Source organism: Pseudarthrobacter sp. GQ63 (assembly GCF_059758765.1).
In genome coordinates this window covers 21588-37422 of record NZ_JCAXEF010000016.1, presented here as the reverse complement: position 1 = coordinate 37422, position 15835 = coordinate 21588, and the positions used below count along the sequence as shown (strand labels likewise).

At 67.1% G+C, this 15835-nt stretch carries 15 protein-coding genes and 1 tRNA gene; 4 read left to right on the top strand and 12 right to left on the bottom strand.

From position 1 onward, the window contains the following. Window positions 1-177: 177 nt before the first annotated feature. The 3 genes from AC6CHP_RS18625 to arfA form a co-directional block, all read right to left on the bottom strand. Entirely contained in the window at window positions 178-1182 is a 1005-nt protein-coding gene (locus AC6CHP_RS18625) for a LacI family DNA-binding transcriptional regulator (RefSeq protein ID WP_498231512.1), read from the bottom strand. Between the two features lie 116 nt (window positions 1183-1298). Next, the gene (locus AC6CHP_RS18620; RefSeq protein ID WP_498231510.1) at window positions 1299-1883 is read right to left on the bottom strand and encodes an HhH-GPD-type base excision DNA repair protein; all 585 of its coding nucleotides are present in this window, start codon (window positions 1881-1883) and stop codon (window positions 1299-1301) included. 50 nt (window positions 1884-1933) lie between these two features. Next, on the bottom strand, window positions 1934-3481 hold the full coding sequence (gene arfA / locus AC6CHP_RS18615; protein ID WP_498231508.1) for an arabinosylfuranosidase ArfA: 1548 nt from the start codon (window positions 3479-3481) through the stop codon (window positions 1934-1936). Window positions 3482-3769: 288 nt separating this feature from the next. Between arfA and AC6CHP_RS18610 the strand changes: the two genes are divergently transcribed. Further along, on the top strand, window positions 3770-4723 hold the full coding sequence (locus AC6CHP_RS18610) for an ANTAR domain-containing protein (protein WP_498231506.1): 954 nt from the start codon (window positions 3770-3772) through the stop codon (window positions 4721-4723). Here the strand turns inward: AC6CHP_RS18610 and araA are convergent. From araA to araB, 3 genes are read right to left on the bottom strand one after another with little or no spacing between them, the layout of a single operon-like run. Then, on the bottom strand, window positions 4720-6240 hold the full coding sequence (gene araA, locus AC6CHP_RS18605) for an L-arabinose isomerase (RefSeq protein ID WP_188728979.1): 1521 nt from the start codon (window positions 6238-6240) through the stop codon (window positions 4720-4722). The two genes, AC6CHP_RS18610 and araA, sit on opposite strands and share 4 nt — an antisense overlap. Window positions 6241-6281: 41 nt before the next feature. Then, window positions 6282-6983: an L-ribulose-5-phosphate 4-epimerase gene (locus tag AC6CHP_RS18600; RefSeq protein ID WP_498231504.1), complete on the bottom strand. Its 702-nt coding sequence runs from the start codon at window positions 6981-6983 to the stop codon at window positions 6282-6284. Continuing rightward, window positions 6980-8737, bottom strand: a complete 1758-nt coding sequence (araB, locus tag AC6CHP_RS18595; protein WP_188728977.1) for a ribulokinase — start codon at window positions 8735-8737, stop codon at window positions 6980-6982. Before araB ends, AC6CHP_RS18600 begins: the two co-directional genes overlap by 4 nt. 227 nt (window positions 8738-8964) lie before the next feature. Here araB and AC6CHP_RS18590 point away from each other — a divergent pair, with 227 nt between their 5' ends. Then, window positions 8965-9492 carry a hypothetical protein gene (locus AC6CHP_RS18590; protein WP_498231502.1) on the top strand — a complete coding sequence of 176 codons (528 nt, stop codon included), beginning with the start codon at window positions 8965-8967 and terminating at the stop codon, window positions 9490-9492. Here the strand turns inward: AC6CHP_RS18590 and AC6CHP_RS18585 are convergent. The 6 genes from AC6CHP_RS18585 to AC6CHP_RS18560 all read right to left on the bottom strand — a co-directional run bounded on the left by AC6CHP_RS18585 (window position 9454) and on the right by AC6CHP_RS18560 (window position 14017). Beyond that, a complete protein-coding gene (locus tag AC6CHP_RS18585) occupies window positions 9454-10323 on the bottom strand; it encodes an anti-sigma factor (RefSeq protein WP_498231500.1) in 870 nt (289 codons plus the stop codon). The two genes, AC6CHP_RS18590 and AC6CHP_RS18585, sit on opposite strands and share 39 nt — an antisense overlap. After that, window positions 10310-10924, bottom strand: coding sequence for an RNA polymerase sigma factor (locus AC6CHP_RS18580; RefSeq protein WP_498231563.1), 615 nt, complete (start codon window positions 10922-10924; stop codon window positions 10310-10312). The genes AC6CHP_RS18585 and AC6CHP_RS18580 overlap by 14 nt, the downstream gene beginning before the upstream one ends. A 14-nt stretch (window positions 10925-10938) precedes the next feature. After that, a complete protein-coding gene (locus tag AC6CHP_RS18575) occupies window positions 10939-11673 on the bottom strand; it encodes a class F sortase (RefSeq protein ID WP_229675273.1) in 735 nt (244 codons plus the stop codon). Between the two features lie 101 nt (window positions 11674-11774). After that, on the bottom strand, window positions 11775-12608 hold the full coding sequence (locus tag AC6CHP_RS18570; RefSeq protein ID WP_188728974.1) for a DUF4397 domain-containing protein: 834 nt from the start codon (window positions 12606-12608) through the stop codon (window positions 11775-11777). Between the two features lie 157 nt (window positions 12609-12765). After that, a complete protein-coding gene (locus tag AC6CHP_RS18565) occupies window positions 12766-13791 on the bottom strand; it encodes a LacI family DNA-binding transcriptional regulator (protein WP_377194976.1) in 1026 nt (341 codons plus the stop codon). A gap of 153 nt (window positions 13792-13944) precedes the next feature. After that, a tRNA-Lys gene (locus AC6CHP_RS18560) sits at window positions 13945-14017 on the bottom strand. 186 nt (window positions 14018-14203) lie between these two features. Between AC6CHP_RS18560 and AC6CHP_RS18555 the strand changes: the two genes are divergently transcribed. Both AC6CHP_RS18555 and AC6CHP_RS18550 read left to right on the top strand, forming a co-directional pair. Further along, on the top strand, window positions 14204-14863 hold the full coding sequence (locus tag AC6CHP_RS18555; RefSeq protein WP_066273207.1) for a hypothetical protein: 660 nt from the start codon (window positions 14204-14206) through the stop codon (window positions 14861-14863). Between the two features lie 353 nt (window positions 14864-15216). Continuing rightward, complete coding sequence (locus tag AC6CHP_RS18550) at window positions 15217-15834, top strand: DUF47 domain-containing protein (protein ID WP_188728972.1); 618 nt, start codon at window positions 15217-15219, stop codon at window positions 15832-15834. Window position 15835: the final 1 nt, after the last annotated feature.

Genomic DNA, 15835 nt, shown 5'->3' with positions numbered 1-15835 from the left:
CCGCCACGTTTCAGGCTTGTTATGGCCGGCTCTCCAATCACCGGGCGCCGAATCCACCCAGGTGGTACCCGCCGCCCAAGGAGGACGACGGCGCGCCGCCGGGACACGCCGTCGGCCGTCAGTAAAGTCGGGGAGACCCGGCGGAGGAGACCCGGCAAAACCAGCGGCGGGCGAAACCTAGGGTGCGGACTCGCGGACCTTCAGCTGGAACCCGGCTTCGATGTGCGCTGCCTGGTCCCCCGCCTCGCGCCCCTCGATCCGGTCGATCAGCAGGCCGATGGAGCGTTCCGCGATCTCCTCCATGCCCGGGGAAACGGTGGTCAGCGAAGGCGACGCGAACCGGGCCTCGTCGATGTCGTCGAACCCTGCCACCGCCACATCCTGGGGCACCCGGACCCCGCGGATCAGCAGTTCGTGCATGGCGCCCAGCGCCAGGACATCGTTAAGGCCGAACACGGCATCGAACTCCACACCCCTGTCCATCAGCCCGGCTACGGCGGCAGCGCCGTTGTCACGGCGCCACTCGCAGGGAGCGATCAGTTCCGGGTTGAAAATGACACCAGCCTCATCGAGGGCCTTGCGGTAGCCGTTAAGCCGCAGGCCGGCGCTGCCGGCGGACTCCTCCGGATGGGCACCGATAACGGCAATCCGGCGGCGGCCTCCCGCCAGCAGGTGGGCGGTCAGGGCGGCAGCGGCCTCGCCGTTCTTCATGGTGACGAGGTCGAACCGGGGGTCCAGGATGTGTTCACCCAGCAGGACCAGGGGTTTCTTGCCCAGGCGGTCGGCGATGGCGTCCGCGTCGATGACCAGCGGGGTGAACAGCAGGCCGTCGGTGAGCTGCCGGAACGGGCCCTGCAAGGCGTTCAGTTCCACCTCGCCCACCGCATCCGACTGTTCCACCAGGACCCGGTAGCCACGACGGGAGGCAGCCTTCATCAGCCTGGAGGCAAGTTCGGCGTAGTACGGGGCTGAGAGGTCGGACAGGACCAGGCCCAGCATCCTGGTTTTCCCCGAGCGAAGGCTCCTGGCCGTCAGGTTGGCCTCGTAGCCCAGCTCCGCGATGGCGTCCTGGACCCGTTTCTTGGTGGCAGGGCGAATGAACTCGTAGTCATTGAGCACGTTGGAGACAGTCTTGAGCGACACCCCTGCCGCCCTCGCAACGTCATTCATGGTGACCGCCATCGTGGCTCCTTTATGTGGTTCCGCCAGTTCCTGCCATACATCGTTGCAGACGTTGGCGGCCATGCCGCAACCGCCGGCCACGCACGCCCGCGGCGGAAAGACCAAAGAAGCGCAGGTCAGCCCTTCGCCGCTTTCGCGGCCGCCTTGGCTGCCTGCTTGCTGGACCGCACCTTGGCGAGGGATTCCGGGTCCACAATGTCGGCCACGGAGAGATACGACCCTTCCTCTCCGTAGTGGCCGGCGGCTTCACGCCACCCCGGCGCCTGGAGACCGCACTGCTTGCCGAGCAGGGCAAGGAAGATCCTGGCTTTCTGCTCGCCGAAGCCGGGCAGGGCCTTCAGCCGGCGCAGCACCTCGGCGCCGTCCGGCTTGCCCCTGGTCCAGATGGCGGTGGCGTTGCCGTCCCACTCGTTCTGCACCGTTTCCGCGAGCGCCTGAACCCTGGCCGCCATCGAGCCGGGGAAACGGTGGACGGCCGGCCGTTCCTTGAACATCTCCACGAAGGCATGTGGATCCTGGGACGCGATGGCCCCAGGCTCCACGGATCCGATCCTGGTCCTGATTTTCTCCGGACCGGCGAAGGCCGATTCCATGGTCACCTGCTGGTCCAGCAGCATGCCCGTCAGCAACGCGAAGGCGTCCTCGCTCAACAACTTGTCCGCGGCGGGATCGCCCGTGATGTGCAGTTCCATGCCGCCCATCCTCCCAGAGGAGGGCCGCCGTCGTCATGCCCTCCCTTCCCGGGCGGGGGCTACTGGTTGACGGCCAGACGGATCATGGACCAGGACACAGCCGGCAGGTCCGCGGTGAGCCTGCCGCCGCTGGCCTTCACCGTGACGTTTTCCGTGGGCAGGACGGACGTGGAATCATCGGCGGTTGCCTGCCAGTACGGGTCCTTGTTGGCGTACGTGACGGCTTCGAGGATCCGCACGTTGCCCAGGCCGGACACTACGGCGTCGAGGCTGTGCGCATCCGTGGCAGAGCGGTTGACGGCGAAGACCACGGCTTCCCCCTTGTCAGCGTCGTACGTCGCGACGGCGGACACGGCGGTGAAGTCTGCGGTCTTGCCGCCGCTGGCCAGCGGGGATTCGACGGCGAGCTGAAGCACCGTCCCGGAGGCGTGGCGGGACGTGAGCGCGAACGGGTGGAAGGTGGTCTGCTTCCAGGCGCGGCCGCCGGGCTCGGTCATGATGGGCGCGATGACGTTCACCAGCTGGGCCAGGCTGGCTGAGTGGACACGGTCCGTGTTCTTGAGCAGGGTGATCAGCAGGTCACCGACGACGACGGCGTCCGCCACGGTGTAGGTGTCCTCGAGGAGGACCGGGGCGACCGGCCAGTCCTTCCCGGTGGGCGCGCGGGACTCGTCGCGGCTCATGTGCCACACGTTCCACTCATCAAAGGAGATGTTGACCTGCCGGGTGGACTTCTTCACCGACTTCACGTGGTCGATGTGGCTCACGATGTCATGGATGAAGGCTTCCATCCGGTGCCCGGCGGAGAGGTGCTCCTGCAGGTCGCCAAAGTCCTCGAAATACTGGTGGGCCGAGATGAGGTCCACAAGATCGTAGGTTTCGGAGAGGACAACGCGCTCCCACTCACCGAAGGTGTCCATGGTGGGGCCGGAGCTGCCGCACGCCACGAGTTCCAGACCGGGTTCGATCATCCTCATGCCGCGGGCGGTATCTGCCGCCAGCCGCCCGTATTCGAGGGCGTTCTTGTGGCCGATCTGCCACGGGCCGTCCATTTCGTTGCCTAGGCACCACATCTTGATGCCATAGCCGTTCTCCGCACCGTTGGCCCGGCGCTGGTCCGAGAAGGCCGTGCCGCCGTCGATGTTGCAGTACTCCAGCAGGTCAAGCGCTTCCTGCGTGCCGCGGGTGCCCAGGTTCACGGCCATCATGGGTTCGACGCCGGCCTTGGCTGACCACTTGGCGAATTCGTCCACGCCCACGAGGTTGGGGTCGGTGGAGTGCCAGGCGAGGTCCAGCCGGACCGGACGTTTGTCGGCGGGACCAACTCCATCCTCCCAGCGGTAGCCGGAGACGAAGTTGCCGCCGGGATAACGGACTGTGGACACTCCGAGTTCACGGGTCAGTTCCAGCACGTCGCTGCGGAAGCCGTCCTCGTCGGCCTTCGGGTGCTCCGGCTCGAAGATTCCGGTGTACACACAACGGCCAAGGTGTTCCACGAAGGCACCGAAAGTGCGCCGCCGGACCGGCCCCACCGTAAAGGCGGGGTCCATGGTGATCCTGGCGGTGGCTGGTTCTGCAGCGGTCACGAAAACATCCTCGTTTCTCATTTTTGTACAACGTTATAGAAACATTCTTGGGGCTACCGCGGCAGGAGTCAAGGGTCCGGACGCAAACCGGAAGTGGACGCAGGCCCGGGGACTGCGCGGCTCCATCCGCAACCGACCTGCGGCAACATGGAAAAAGGGGATGCCTGCCGGAATTCCAAGTAGTACCTAATCTGAAAGTCGGGTACTCCTTACGCATTCACCGGGGTGAATCGCCGAACTAAGTTCTTCTCAGAGACAAGATGTCGTCTGACTCGTAGTACTTGTCTCACGAGGGGGTGTGAGACTGCAATGCACGCACAAAACATAAGTTCGGCTTTCCCGGCCCGCAGGGCACGGGTACTAAACGGGGCCGGCGACGAGGAGGCCTTTGAGACCAAGGCCTCTCCCCCAGCCGTCGCCGGCCCTCTACATGTGCGGAAGGGCGCGGGCCATCGTCCGGCCCAGCCCGGACCGGCAGCTCCCGCCACGGCGGACGAGGCAGGGCGTGCGGACAGCGGCACCCAGGACGGCCTCCTCCTCGATCTGGTGAGCGGGACGCACAGCTTGCGCGAGTCCCTGGATGTGCTTGCCGCCGCAGCCGTCCGAACCATTGTCAGGGCCACGGGCCTGCAGATTGAATGCGGCGTGGTGGTGCACCAGCCGAAGAGGAGTTCGGCCGTCACAGGCACGTCGGACGATGTTGTGGAGCTTCTGGAGTGGGAGCAGCACGCTGAGGAGGGCCCCCTGCACGAGGTGCTGGCCGGCCACCATCCGGTAGCTGTCCTCCAGCGCAACGGGGATTTCCGCTGGCCGCGGTATTCCACGCAGCTGCAGCTGGCAGGGTTCGGCAGCGCGATGGGGATCAGGCTTCGCGTGGCAACCGATGCCGACGGCGACGGAACCGGCGCGGCTGACACACCTGCCGCCCTGGCCTTGTTTGCCCAGGACGCCAAGGCTTTCCCGCTGCAGGTCATAGCGGAGGCCCGCGGCTTTGCCGGGCTCGCGGCAAAGAGCCTGGAAGTGGCCGTCAACCTGCATTCAGCCAGGTCCACGGCCACGGACCTGCGCTCAGCCCTGGACAGCCGGACCTCCATCAACGTCGCCTGCGGAGTGATTATGGCCCAGAACAGGTGCTCTTACCACGAGGCCTTTTCCATCCTGGCCAAGGCGTCAAGCCACCGAAATATCAAGGTGCGCAGGGTGGCCGAGGACATCCTCGACAAGCTGCCTGAAGGACCGCCCCGCGCACACTTCGGCCGCTAGATCCCGCCTGCCAGCTTGTAGTAGGCGGCGTTCCAGTTCAGGTCCTTCTTGAACTGCCGGATGGTGGTGCCCTCGTCGATGGTCAGCAGTTCGGTCTTGGCGATTTCGGCGAAGTCCTCGAACACGTCCATGCCCACCTGCGTGGACAGGACCGTGTGGTGCGCGGCGCCCGCGGTAAGCCAGGCGGCGGCGGAGGTGGCGAAGTCAGGCTTGGGCTCCCAAAGCGCGCGGGCGACGGGAAGGTTGGGCAGCGGCTGGTCCAGGGGAACCACGTCGACGGCGTTGGCCACCAGGCGGAAGCGGTCCCGCATGTCCGAAAGGGCCACGACGACGCCCGGGGAGGCATCGGCGTCGAACACCAGGCGGACGGGGTCTTCCTTGCCGCCGATGCCCAGCGGGTGGATCTCCAGCCGGGGCTTCGCGGCCGTCAGCGAGGGGCAGACCTCCAGCATGTGCGCGCCGAGGATCTTCTCGGAGCCCGGTTCCAGGTGGTAGGTGTAATCCTCCATCAGGGACGCGCCGCCGGGCAGCCCGGCACCCATCACCTTCGCGGCGCGGACCAGGATGGCGGTCTTCCAGTCGCCCTCCGCGCCAAAGCCGTAACCGGCCGCCATCAGGCGCTGGACGGCCAGGCCGGGGAGCTGGCGGAGCGCGCCCAGGTCCTCGAAGGAGGTGGTGAACGCGGCGGAGCCGTTGGCTTCCAGGAAGCTGCGCAGTCCCAGTTCGATCCGGGCGCCGTAGCGGAGGGACTCGTGCCTGGCGGCGCCTGCGCGGAGCTCCGGAACCACGTCGTAAAGGTCCTGGTACTCGGCAACAAGCGTGTCGACGTCGGACTCGGCAGCGCCGTGCACGGCGTCGGCGAGCTCGTTGACCGACCAGGTGTTAACCGCGACGCCGAAGCGCAGCTCCGCCTCGGTCTTGTCGCCTTCGGTGACGGCGACGTTGCGCATGTTGTCCCCGAAGCGGGTCAGCTTCAGGGTCCGGACGGCGGCCCAGCCCGCGGCGGCGCGCTGCCAGGAACCCACCTGGCGGGCCACCTCGGGGTTGGAGACGTGCCCCACCACGGTCTTCCGGGCGATGCCCAGGCGTGACTGGATGTAGCCGAACTCGCGGTCGCCGTGGGCGGCCTGGTTGAGGTTCATGAAGTCGAAATCAATGTCCGCCCAGGGCAGCTCCACGTTCGCCTGCGTGTGCAGGTGCAGCAGCGGCTTGCGGAGCAGGTCCAGGCCGGAGATCCACATCTTGGCCGGACTGAAGGTGTGCATCCAGGCGGTGACGCCGATGACGGAATCGTCCGAGTTGGCCTCCAGCGCGGTGCGGCGGATGGCATCGGAGTCCGTCAGGACCGGCTTCCAGACGATCCTGACGGGAACGGCGGAGGAAGCGTTGAGCTGGTTGGCGATCTCCTGGGACTGGGCGGCTACCTGCTTGAGGACATCCTCGCCGTAGAGGTGCTGGCTGCCGGTGAGGAACCAGACCTCGTAGCCGTCAAGGGAAGTGTTTGCTGCGGTGCTCATGGGTTTCTCCTGCGAAAGTTCTGGGAAGGTGCTGCGGCCTACTACTGGCCGTAGACGTTCTGGTAGCGGGCGTAGAGGGAGTCGATGTGGCCCTGGTCGATGGCAAGGGGTTCGCCAAGCTGCCGTGCGATGTGGACGGTGCGCGCCACTTCCTCGCACATCACGGCTGCCTTCACCGCGGACTTTGCGTCCTTGCCGATGGTGAACGGCCCGTGGTTCTGCATCAGCACGGCCGGCGAATGGGAATTCTTGAGCGTCTCCACGATGCCGTGGCCTATCGAGTCATCACCGATCAGCGCGAACGGCCCCACCGGGATGCTGCCGCCGAATTCGTCGCTCATCATGGTGAGCACGCACGGGATGGCTTCGCCGCGGGCGGCCCAGGCGGTGGCGTAGGTGGAGTGCGTGTGCACCACGCCGTTCACCTCCGGCATGTGCCGGTAGACGTAAGCATGGGCGGCGGTGTCCGACGACGGCGACAGCTCCGGGTTGCCCCACGCGCCGTCGCCGTTTCCCGCCACCGGGACACCGTAAAGGTCGGTGACCACCATCTGTTCCGGCGTCAGGTCCTGGTAGGAGACGCCGGAGGGCTTGATGACCATGAGGTCCTGGCCGGGAACCCTGGCCGAGACGTTGCCGGCGGTCCACACCACCAGTTCGTAGCGTGTCAGTTCGGCGTGCAGGGCGCACACTTCTTCCCGGACGCGGGCGATGGTTTCCAGGATTCCTACTCCGGCGCTCACGCGGACACCCCTGCCGTTGCGCGGACCGCGGATCCTGCAGTAACGCCGGGAAGCACTGCTCCGGCAGCCCTGCGCTGGATGGCCTTGAGCCTGTGCATCACATCGTTGCTGCCGCGGCCGAAGTAGTCGTGGAGCGTCTTGTATTCCTGGAAGAGCTCCTCGTAGGCGGCCACGTTTTCCGGGATGGGGGTGTACACCTCGCCGGGTTCGGAACCCATGGCGGCAGCGGCTTCCCGGATGTCCGCGTACTTTCCGGCGGCGACGGCCGCATGGATGGCCGAACCGAGGGCCGGGCCCTGGGCAGAACCGATAGTTGAGAGCTGCAGGCCCGTGGCGTCCGCGTAGATCTGCATCAGGAGCGGGTTCTTGAGCAGGCCGCCGGCCACGATGAACTCTTGTACGGGGACGCCGGAGCTGCGGAAGGCATCCACAATGGTGCGGGTGCCGAAGGCCGTGGCCTCGAGCAGGGCGCGGTAGGTGTCCTCGGGACGGGTGGCCAGCGTCTGCCCCACCACGATCCCGGACAGCTCGTGGTCCACCAGCACGGAACGGTTGCCCGAGTGCCAGTCAAGGGCAATGAGCCCGTGCTGGCCGATGGCCTGGCGGGATGCCAGTTCGGTGAGGTATTCGTGGATGCCCAGGCCGGCTTCCGCGGCGGCACGGTGGTATTCGGGGGGCACGCCGTACTTGGTGAACCAGCCGAAGATGTCGCCGACGCCGGACTGGCCGGCTTCATAGCCCCAGAGTCCGTCCACGATCCCGCCGTCCACCACACCGCACATGCCGGGCACTTCGCGCAGCTCGGTGCCGTTCATGACGTGGCAGGTGGAGGTACCCATGATGGCCACCAGCTGGCCGGGATCCACGGCCTTCGCCGCCGGCGCCGTGACGTGGGCGTCCACGTTCCCCACGGCCACGGCGATGCCTTCCGGCAGTCCGGTCCAAGCGGCGGCCTCGGCAGTGAGGTACCCGGCGGCGTCACCCAGCCGGCCGATGGTGTGCTCGAGCTTGGTGCTGACGAAGTCCTGGAACTGCGGGTTCAGTGCGGCCAGGAAGTCCGGGGAGGGGTAGCGGCCGTCCTGGTAGATGCCTTTGTACCCGGCCGTGCAGGCGTTGCGGACGTACCGGCCGCACAGCTGCCAGACAATCCAGTCGGCAGCCTCAACCCAGTGGTCCATCTCGGCGTAGGCTTCGGGGTCTTCCTCAAGCAGCTGCAGGCCCTTGGCAAACTCCCATTCGGAAGAGATGAGCCCTCCGTACCGCGGCAGCCAGTTTTCGCCGCGTTCGGCTGCCAGCTGGTTGATCCGGTCGGCCTGCGGCTGCGCCGCGTGGTGGCGCCAGAGCTTGACGTACGCGTGGGGGCGGTTCCGGAAGCGGTCCAGCTCGCTCAGCGGGGTACCGTCGGACGTGACCGGCACCATGGTGCAGGCGGTAAAGTCCGTGGCAATTCCGACGACGGCGGCCGGGTCAATCCCCGCGTCAGCGATGGCGGCGGGAACCGCGTGGCGCAGGACGTCGCGGTAGTCGTTCGGCACCTGAAGGGCCCACTCCCCAGGGAGGCGGACGGCTTGCCCGTCGGCACCCCGGCCTGCCACATCTTCCGGCAGGACATCAGTCACCACGGCGTGCGGGTAGTCGTACACACCGCTGCCGAGCTCCTTGCCGTCGCGCACCCGCACCACCACGGCGCGGCCCGACAGCGTTCCATAATCCACGCCGATGACAAACGAGTCCGGAGCGTCCACTGCGTCCATAAGAAACTTCCTCCATAGCTGCCGCCACTTCGCGGCCTGCGCTTAATTGTGAGCGCTAACAAGATGGAAGTCAACAGCTATGTTGGCGCCCGCCGGGGCCTGCGGGAATGATGGCAGGCAAGCATCGGGCAGGTCCCGCCGGAGACTAAACGGTTGAGACCGACTGAGGCGCCGCCAACCTGGGTAAGGGCAGGAAGACTGGAAGAGTCCGAGACGGGAGGGGAACCATGGAAGGCGTGCGCACTGCCGCGGTCACGGACGTTCCCGCGCCAGCAGCCCGGCACCCCTTTCCCGCCTGGGCGGCCGGCCCGCTGTCCACGGGCCTGGGCCTGTCAGCCCATCTGGCCGCCGGCGGCCGGGCGCCCGGGATCCTCATCGTTATCGCTGTGGCCGCCCTGCTGGGCATGGCCGCTGCGATGGCGGGGCGGCGCCGCCTGCCAGGGTGGGCCGTACTGGTGGCGGCCGGCGTGGCGCAGCAGCTGCTCCACCTGGCCTTTGCCGCATTTTCCACTTCCAGCGGCTTCGCATTCCCGGGCCATCACGGCGGGGCGGCTGTCCCGGAAACGCCCACTGCCGGCGTGCCCGCCGCGGAAGCGTCAGGCGCCGCCCACTCGCTGCACCTGATGCTGCACTTTCATGTTGCGGCGGCGCTGGCAGCCGCAGCCGTGACCACGCAGTGGACCAAGGTGGTTTCAATGGTGCGGCGGACGGGCAGATCAGGTGGCAAGCGTGCCCCTGGCGATGCTGACGCTTGAGTGGGCGGGGTTGCCGTCGACAGGTTCGTCGGAGACATCGACAATCGGGTACTCCGAAATTTCCAGGCCTGCCGGCAGCTGGAAGGTTCCGGATTCGGCGTTCATGACTCCCAGGCTCACCAAGCGCGAGAGGTCCGGTGCGATCAGCCAGACCTCCTGATAGCCCTGCGCCTCATCCTTGCTGAGCCGGACTTCCAGCGCCCGGGACCCGTCCGCAGACTCCACCACCCGCGCCGAACCGGCGGCGGAGAACTGGGCCAGCGGAACAAGGTCCGCCTCCGCCAGCGGCCGGGGCGCCTGGTTGAGGGACCAGACCGCGCCGGCGGTCACCAGGACCGCCGCCGCGGCAGCGGCCATCCAGGGTCCCGGGCGTTGCCACCACGCGGCGGACCGGCGCTTGGCCGGACGGGACGCTGCCCTGTCCTGCAGCGACACAGGCTCCGCAAGGCTTTCACGTTCCGCAGTGGGTTCCGCCTGCCGGACCTCATGACCGGAGGTCGGGGCATCACCCGAGGCTTCCCCCGCAGCGGCTTGCCCCGGCGCCCATCCAGGCCGGGACGTGGCGTAATGTTCCCTGACGCCGGCCAAGGGATCCCCGTGCACGGATTCCGAGAGCCCCAGCTCCCGGTGGATTCCTTCCCAGACCTGCGGGCCGGGCACCTCGAGGCGGCCGGTTTCGGGCGGTGTCTTGACGGCCTCGACGGTGCGGCGCAGTGCCGCGAAGTCCGCCGCGCATTCAGGGCAAACCTGCAGGTGGTCCCTGGTATTGCCGTCCTCCCAGTCCTTGTACAGCGCGAGGAGGCTTAACTCTTCCGGATCAGGATGCGGCATGGTTTACCTCCAATCTGTTTCTCAGGTGGGACAAGCTGCGGCGGATATGGCTTTTGACCGTACCAAGGGGCAGGCCCAGTTTTCTTGAAATCTGTTCGTGCGTCAGGTCATCGTAGAAGGCAAGCTTCATGATGGAGCCCTGGGGCTCGCCAAGCCGGTCCAGTTCCCCGTCCAGGAGGAGCCTGTCAGCCAGGAGCTCGGCATCTTCATGGCCGGTACCCGCTTCGTCGGCCATGCCTGACCCGGCTACTGCCACGGCTTTCCTGACTTCCCGTGCCGAGGCCGACAGGGTGTCCGAGATGACGTTCCGGGTGATGCCGACAATCCACGCCGGCAGCCGGGCTACCTGGGGATTGAACGTGCTCCGGGAACGCCACACCCGGATGAAGACTTCCTGCGTGACGTCGTCGGCCGCGGAACGGTCCGACAGGGAACGCAGCGCCAGGGTATGGACCAGCGGGGCAAACTCCCGGTAAGCGGCCGCCAGGGCATGTTCATCGCCTGCCAGGAAGGACGGCGTCAGGGAGTCTTCCCACCCCGGCGGAGCCTGGTCGGGAGGTACCAAACGGGGCTCCTTCGCGGCGTCGGTGGCGACAATCATGGCAGGATCACCGCTCACTCCAGGACCGCGGTGACAATCACATTGTCGCTGTAGTCCATTCGTTCGTCCAGCCACTCGCCGCCGCACGTGATGACTTTAAGTTCGTGGGGCCCGGACCGCCGGAACACGGAGCTGCCGTCGAACCGGTCCTTGGCCATCAGCTCAACGCTCACCACGCGGTAGTTCAAGGCGGGCGCACCCTCGCGGCCCACCTGCACCAGCGTTCCCGCGGCCACGGCCTTCAGCGCGGAGAACGGCGCATTGTCCGACTTCGTGTCGATATGTCCGGCGATCACGGACGTACCGGCCGCGGCTCCCGGCGCGGGGCCGAAACGGTACCAGCCGGCCCGGTCGAACGCATCAGGAATTTCCATCGCTCCACCATCAGAGACGCCCACCGGCACCACCGGCATGTCGATGGGGGTGCCGGCAACGGTGAGGGATACCGGGACCGGCGCCACACCCACCGCAGCCGGGGTGGCGGCACGCACGGGAATGTCGGGGATCGCCGCCGGGCTGGTGGGCGCCGTCGCAGCTGCCGGTGCAGGGCTTTCGGGTTGGGCGGGCTGCGCGGCAGCTGCCTGGGTGGCAGGCGGGGCTGGGGATGATGCCGGCAGGGAAGGGGCGGCCGCGCACGAGGAAAGCATCAGGGCCCCGGCGAGCAGGACTCCCGCGCCCGGAAAAACGGAGGACCGACGGCGGAACTCCCCTGCCGTCGTCGTACCTGTTTCCATATGTCCGGCTTTCATTGTGCCCGGCCTTTCTTTCGGCAAACCCCCGGGAAGGAACCTGCACCGCGGATGGGAAAAGCGGCGGCCGCCCGGCATTCACCGGGCGGCCGCCATTAGTGCTACTCTGCCCGGCGGGCGGCGACGGTGCGGGCTACGCCCACGCCGCCGAGGAGCAGTGCCAGGGCTGCGGCGCCGAAACCGACCATGAGGGCGGTGGAGTCTGCCGGAGCTGCAACGGTGGAGCCGTCAAGGGCACCCGGTACTGAACCCGGAGCGGAGTGCAGGCCCTCGATGGTCTGCACGGCGAGCTGCAGGTTCGAGTCCGCCAGGCTGCCCCAGGCGTACACGATGGTGTGCGTGCCTTCGGCGATCGTGACGTCGGCCGGGCCGATGACCGGGTCAGTGGTCCCGGTGGCGGCAACTGCTGCCGGAACGGTGCCGGGGTCCAGCGTCAGCGTCTGCTCGTTCGGGTTGGCAAGGTTGGTAATGACGGGGGAACCGCCTGCCAGGACATCGACGGCAGGGGCGGCAGCGGTGTGCCGGACGGTCAGCTTGCCCTTGCCTGCCTCGATCTGGGAGACGTCATTGGTGAAGAGGTTGGCAGTGGGGTTGCCGGCTGCATCGAGGTTGGCGACGGCGGTGTAGTTGCCGTTGGCGGCCAGCGTGACACTGACGGGGCCGATGACAGCCGCGGAAGCGTCGGCGGCATCCGAGGCGGTGATGGCGAGTTCGTAGGCGCCTGCGGGCAGTGCCAGCGGGCCGGCCAGGCTGCCGGGGGTGAAGTCATCGAGGGTCCGGTCACCGTTGACCCAGACGTCGACGGTCAGGCCCGGAACACCGTGGAGGACGGACAGCTGGGCGTCCCCCTCCGCAGCCTGGGCCGGGCCGGCGAGAGCGATGGCTGCTGCGATTGCCGCTGCACCGGCGCCTGCTGTGAAAATCCTGTTGCGCATGTCTATCTCCATTGATCGGCCCGCCTCGCGGGCATTTTTTGCTTACACCTCTACTACCGGTGCAGCATCGGAGTTGGATGCACGTGCATGGAAAATTCTTTTAACTATTTTTTGCGCCGGGCACCTGGGCGGGCCCCGGCGCCCACCATTACCGCGGTTACGGTGCGGCCTCAACAGGCGGGGCGGTGCTGGCGCGGAGGACCAGTTCCGGCGTGACCACGGTGGAACTGGCCGCGGCACCGGCTTCGATCTCCTTGAGCATGATGTCCATGCAGCGGCGGCCCAGTTCCTCGAAGTCCTGCCGCACCGTGGTGAGCGGCGGGGTGAAGTACCCCGATTCCGGCTGGTCATCGAAGCCCACCACGGAGACGTCGTCGGGCACCCTGACCCCCGCTTCGGCGAACGCGCGCAGCATGCCCAGGGCCATCTGGTCGTTCCCCACGAAGAGTGCCGTGGCACGGCGATCAGCGGCGAGCTTCCGGCCGGCGGCATACCCGCTGCCGGCGCTCCAGTCGCCCTGCAGCAGGAGGTCGTCCCCGAGTCCGGCACCGAGAAGAGCCTCGCGCCAGCCCTCCGCACGTTCCGAACCGTCGATCCAGTCCGGGGGCCCTGCCAGGTGCCCGATCCGGCGGTGCCCCTGCCCAATAAGGTGTTCCACGGCGAGCTGGGCGCCGCGGCGCTGGTCCACCATTGCCCCGCTGACGTTGCTGTTGCCAAGGGACCCCACGGCCACCACGGGCACGGGCAGCCGCATTTCATCCAGGGCAAGCAGGGTGTCCGAGTGCGGCACCAGCACCGCGATCCCGTCCACGGCCTGGTCCATGAAGTGGCTGACGGCGTCGGCAATGGCATCCCGGCTGACCTCGCGCAGGGCGGCGATGCTGACGAAGTAGCCGGCGTTCCGCGCCGCCTGTTCCACGCCCAGGAGGGTGTTGGCCGGCCCGTACTGTGACAGTTCGCTGGCCAGGACACCGATGGTCTGCGAGCGCCGTGTCACCAGGCTCCGGGCAGCGGTGTTTCGCCGGTACCCCAGTTCGGCGATGGCCGCCTCAACCTTGGCGCGCGTCGCTTCGCTGACGTTGGGGTGGTTGTTGATCACCCGGGAGACGGTCTGGTGGGAGACGCCTGCCCGGTCCGCCACATCCTCCAGGCGCGGCATCCGCCCCTTGCTGCTTTTTCCCATGTGCCCATTCTGCCCGCCGGTTGACCCGGATATCCTGTTTGGCTTGGACAGCGGAGATCCTGGCTTGTTTGCGGATGTGGGCCAGGGAAAAGAAAACGTCCCCGGCGTCCTGTTGCCAGGATGCCGGGGACGTACCACTCTTCTCTCAAAGAGTGGGCCCTGTGGGGCTCGAACCCACGACCCACGGATTAAAAGTCCGATGCTCTACCAACTGAGCTAAAGGCCCCTGCCGGATCGGTTCGCAGCGTATGTGCGGGCCACCCGGCCCAATCCATTTCTGGACGTTAATACTCTAACCCATGGTTCCGGCGGGTTCGGACGGAGCTCCCGGTCAGCCGCCCGCCGCGGAATCCAGCGGCGGGCGGAGGGCGGATGCTCGATTTCCCCCTCGGCACAGGAGTAGCGTGGGGGCATGAGTGAGCAAGCAGGATCCAGCCAGTACGGCGGCGCGAACCGGCACCACAAGCCAAAGCCCTTCGCTCCCATCGACTTCGAGCCCTTTGCCGGGGGCGCGGATCCCGCGCGCATCTCGGAGGCCGCCCACCTCGCCGCCCAGGCGCTGGTCCGCCACGGCCGGGACAGCGACGATCCCGTGGTCACCGAACGCCTGGTGAAACTTGCCGATGAGCAGGGGCTGGAAGCCATTGCGGAAATGTGGGCGGAGAGTCCCGCGCGTTCACTGCCCGGCGCCCTATGGCGCCTGTACGCCCTGCGCGCGGCCACCGTCCAGGACCCGGAGCGCATTTCGGTGTACTTCCGGGCCGGCAAGGACACCGCGCAGGTGTCCAACGTGGTGGCCGGGGCGGCAGAGCCGCCGGGCGCCGATGAGATGCGGAGCATGGCGGACGCCATCCTTTCCGGAGCGTTCGACGGCGAATTCGACGTTGCGCTGGAACGTTCCGCCGCGTTTTGCCGGGTTGTGGCGCTCGGCCAGGCAACCATCGCCGACGGTGCCGAGCATGGCAACGAGGCGCACGCCAGCAAACTCACGCGGAACTCGCACCAGCTGGTGAAGACGGCAGAGGACCTGGAGCACGCCGCGAACGCGTGGCGGCTGGGAGAACTCGACTGAACCAGGCGGCTGCCCCGCCCTTGCCCCATCTGTCAAGATTGACTTGCGCCAGCCAAAGTAGAAAACTGAAACCGGTGCCGAGCCGCGAAACCCCCGGGCTTCAACAATTAGCCGCCTAGAGCGGCCTACCGCCGAGAGGCGTATCCGGTTCGGCACCATTTTCATGCCCGGCACCGGCCCGGTTTTCTCCCGCACCTCCCAGCCCGGTTCCCGGCTCATTTTTCCGGGGCCTCGCAGTGCTGTTTACAGGTGCCCAGCCACGGGCCGGTAGAGTTGGGCTCAGTTGCCCGCCGGGGTCAAGTCACACGGCAGCAACCTCCCGCCCTGTACTTTTCCCGGAGACCGGTAAACACGTGAAGCTGCGCCTTTTTCCCCAGGAGCCCGCCGGGCTGACCCTCCTTTCGCAGCTGGCCCAGCAGATCGTGCTGGCCAGCGCCACCCTGGCGGAAATCCTGGGTGTCCCCGCCGCCGAGCACGGCAAACTCGTGGAGGACATGCACAACCACGAGGCCAAGTCCACTGAACTGCACTTCGCCCTCCTGACGCACATGCGCACCAGTTTCGTGAACCCCCTCCCCCGCGAGGACATGTACGCGCTCTCCCGGTACCTCAACGAGGCGATGGAAAAGATGGACGCGGCCGCCGAACTGGTGGCCCTGTACAAGCTGGAGCGACTGCCCAAACGTGCGGCAGACCAGCTGGAGATCATCAGCCGGCAGGCCGAACTGACAGTGGACGCCATGCGCCGGCTCAACAACCTGGACGATCTCGAGGACTACTGGATCGAAATCCTCCGCCTTGCCCAGCGCGCCGAGAGGACGCACCGGGTGTGGGTGGCGGACATGATCGCGGACATGAAGTGGGCCCAGTACTCCCGCAACCGGGACATCGCCAACCAGCTGGTGGAAGTCACCAAGGACATGCGGCGGATCGCCACCCAGGTGGGCAGCATCATCGTCAAGGAATCCTGAG

Excerpts from the sequence above, each read along its gene's own strand:
- AC6CHP_RS18625 (WP_498231512.1), bottom strand. The coding sequence starts at position 1,182 with ATGGCGGTCACCATGAATGACGTTGCGAGGGCGGCAGGGGTGTCGCTC.
- AC6CHP_RS18620 (WP_498231510.1), bottom strand. The coding sequence starts at position 1,883 with ATGGGCGGCATGGAACTGCACATCACGGGCGATCCCGCCGCGGACAAG.
- arfA (WP_498231508.1), bottom strand. The coding sequence starts at position 3,481 with ATGAGAAACGAGGATGTTTTCGTGACCGCTGCAGAACCAGCCACCGCC.
- AC6CHP_RS18610 (WP_498231506.1), top strand. The coding sequence starts at position 3,770 with ATGCACGCACAAAACATAAGTTCGGCTTTCCCGGCCCGCAGGGCACGG.
- araA (WP_188728979.1), bottom strand. The coding sequence starts at position 6,240 with ATGAGCACCGCAGCAAACACTTCCCTTGACGGCTACGAGGTCTGGTTC.
- araB (WP_188728977.1), bottom strand. The coding sequence starts at position 8,737 with ATGGACGCAGTGGACGCTCCGGACTCGTTTGTCATCGGCGTGGATTAT.
- AC6CHP_RS18590 (WP_498231502.1), top strand. The coding sequence starts at position 8,965 with ATGGAAGGCGTGCGCACTGCCGCGGTCACGGACGTTCCCGCGCCAGCA.
- AC6CHP_RS18585 (WP_498231500.1), bottom strand. The coding sequence starts at position 10,323 with ATGCCGCATCCTGATCCGGAAGAGTTAAGCCTCCTCGCGCTGTACAAG.
- AC6CHP_RS18580 (WP_498231563.1), bottom strand. The coding sequence starts at position 10,924 with ATGATTGTCGCCACCGACGCCGCGAAGGAGCCCCGTTTGGTACCTCCC.
- AC6CHP_RS18575 (WP_229675273.1), bottom strand. The coding sequence starts at position 11,673 with ATGAAAGCCGGACATATGGAAACAGGTACGACGACGGCAGGGGAGTTC.
- AC6CHP_RS18570 (WP_188728974.1), bottom strand. The coding sequence starts at position 12,608 with ATGCGCAACAGGATTTTCACAGCAGGCGCCGGTGCAGCGGCAATCGCA.
- AC6CHP_RS18565 (WP_377194976.1), bottom strand. The coding sequence starts at position 13,791 with ATGGGAAAAAGCAGCAAGGGGCGGATGCCGCGCCTGGAGGATGTGGCG.
- AC6CHP_RS18555 (WP_066273207.1), top strand. The coding sequence starts at position 14,204 with ATGAGTGAGCAAGCAGGATCCAGCCAGTACGGCGGCGCGAACCGGCAC.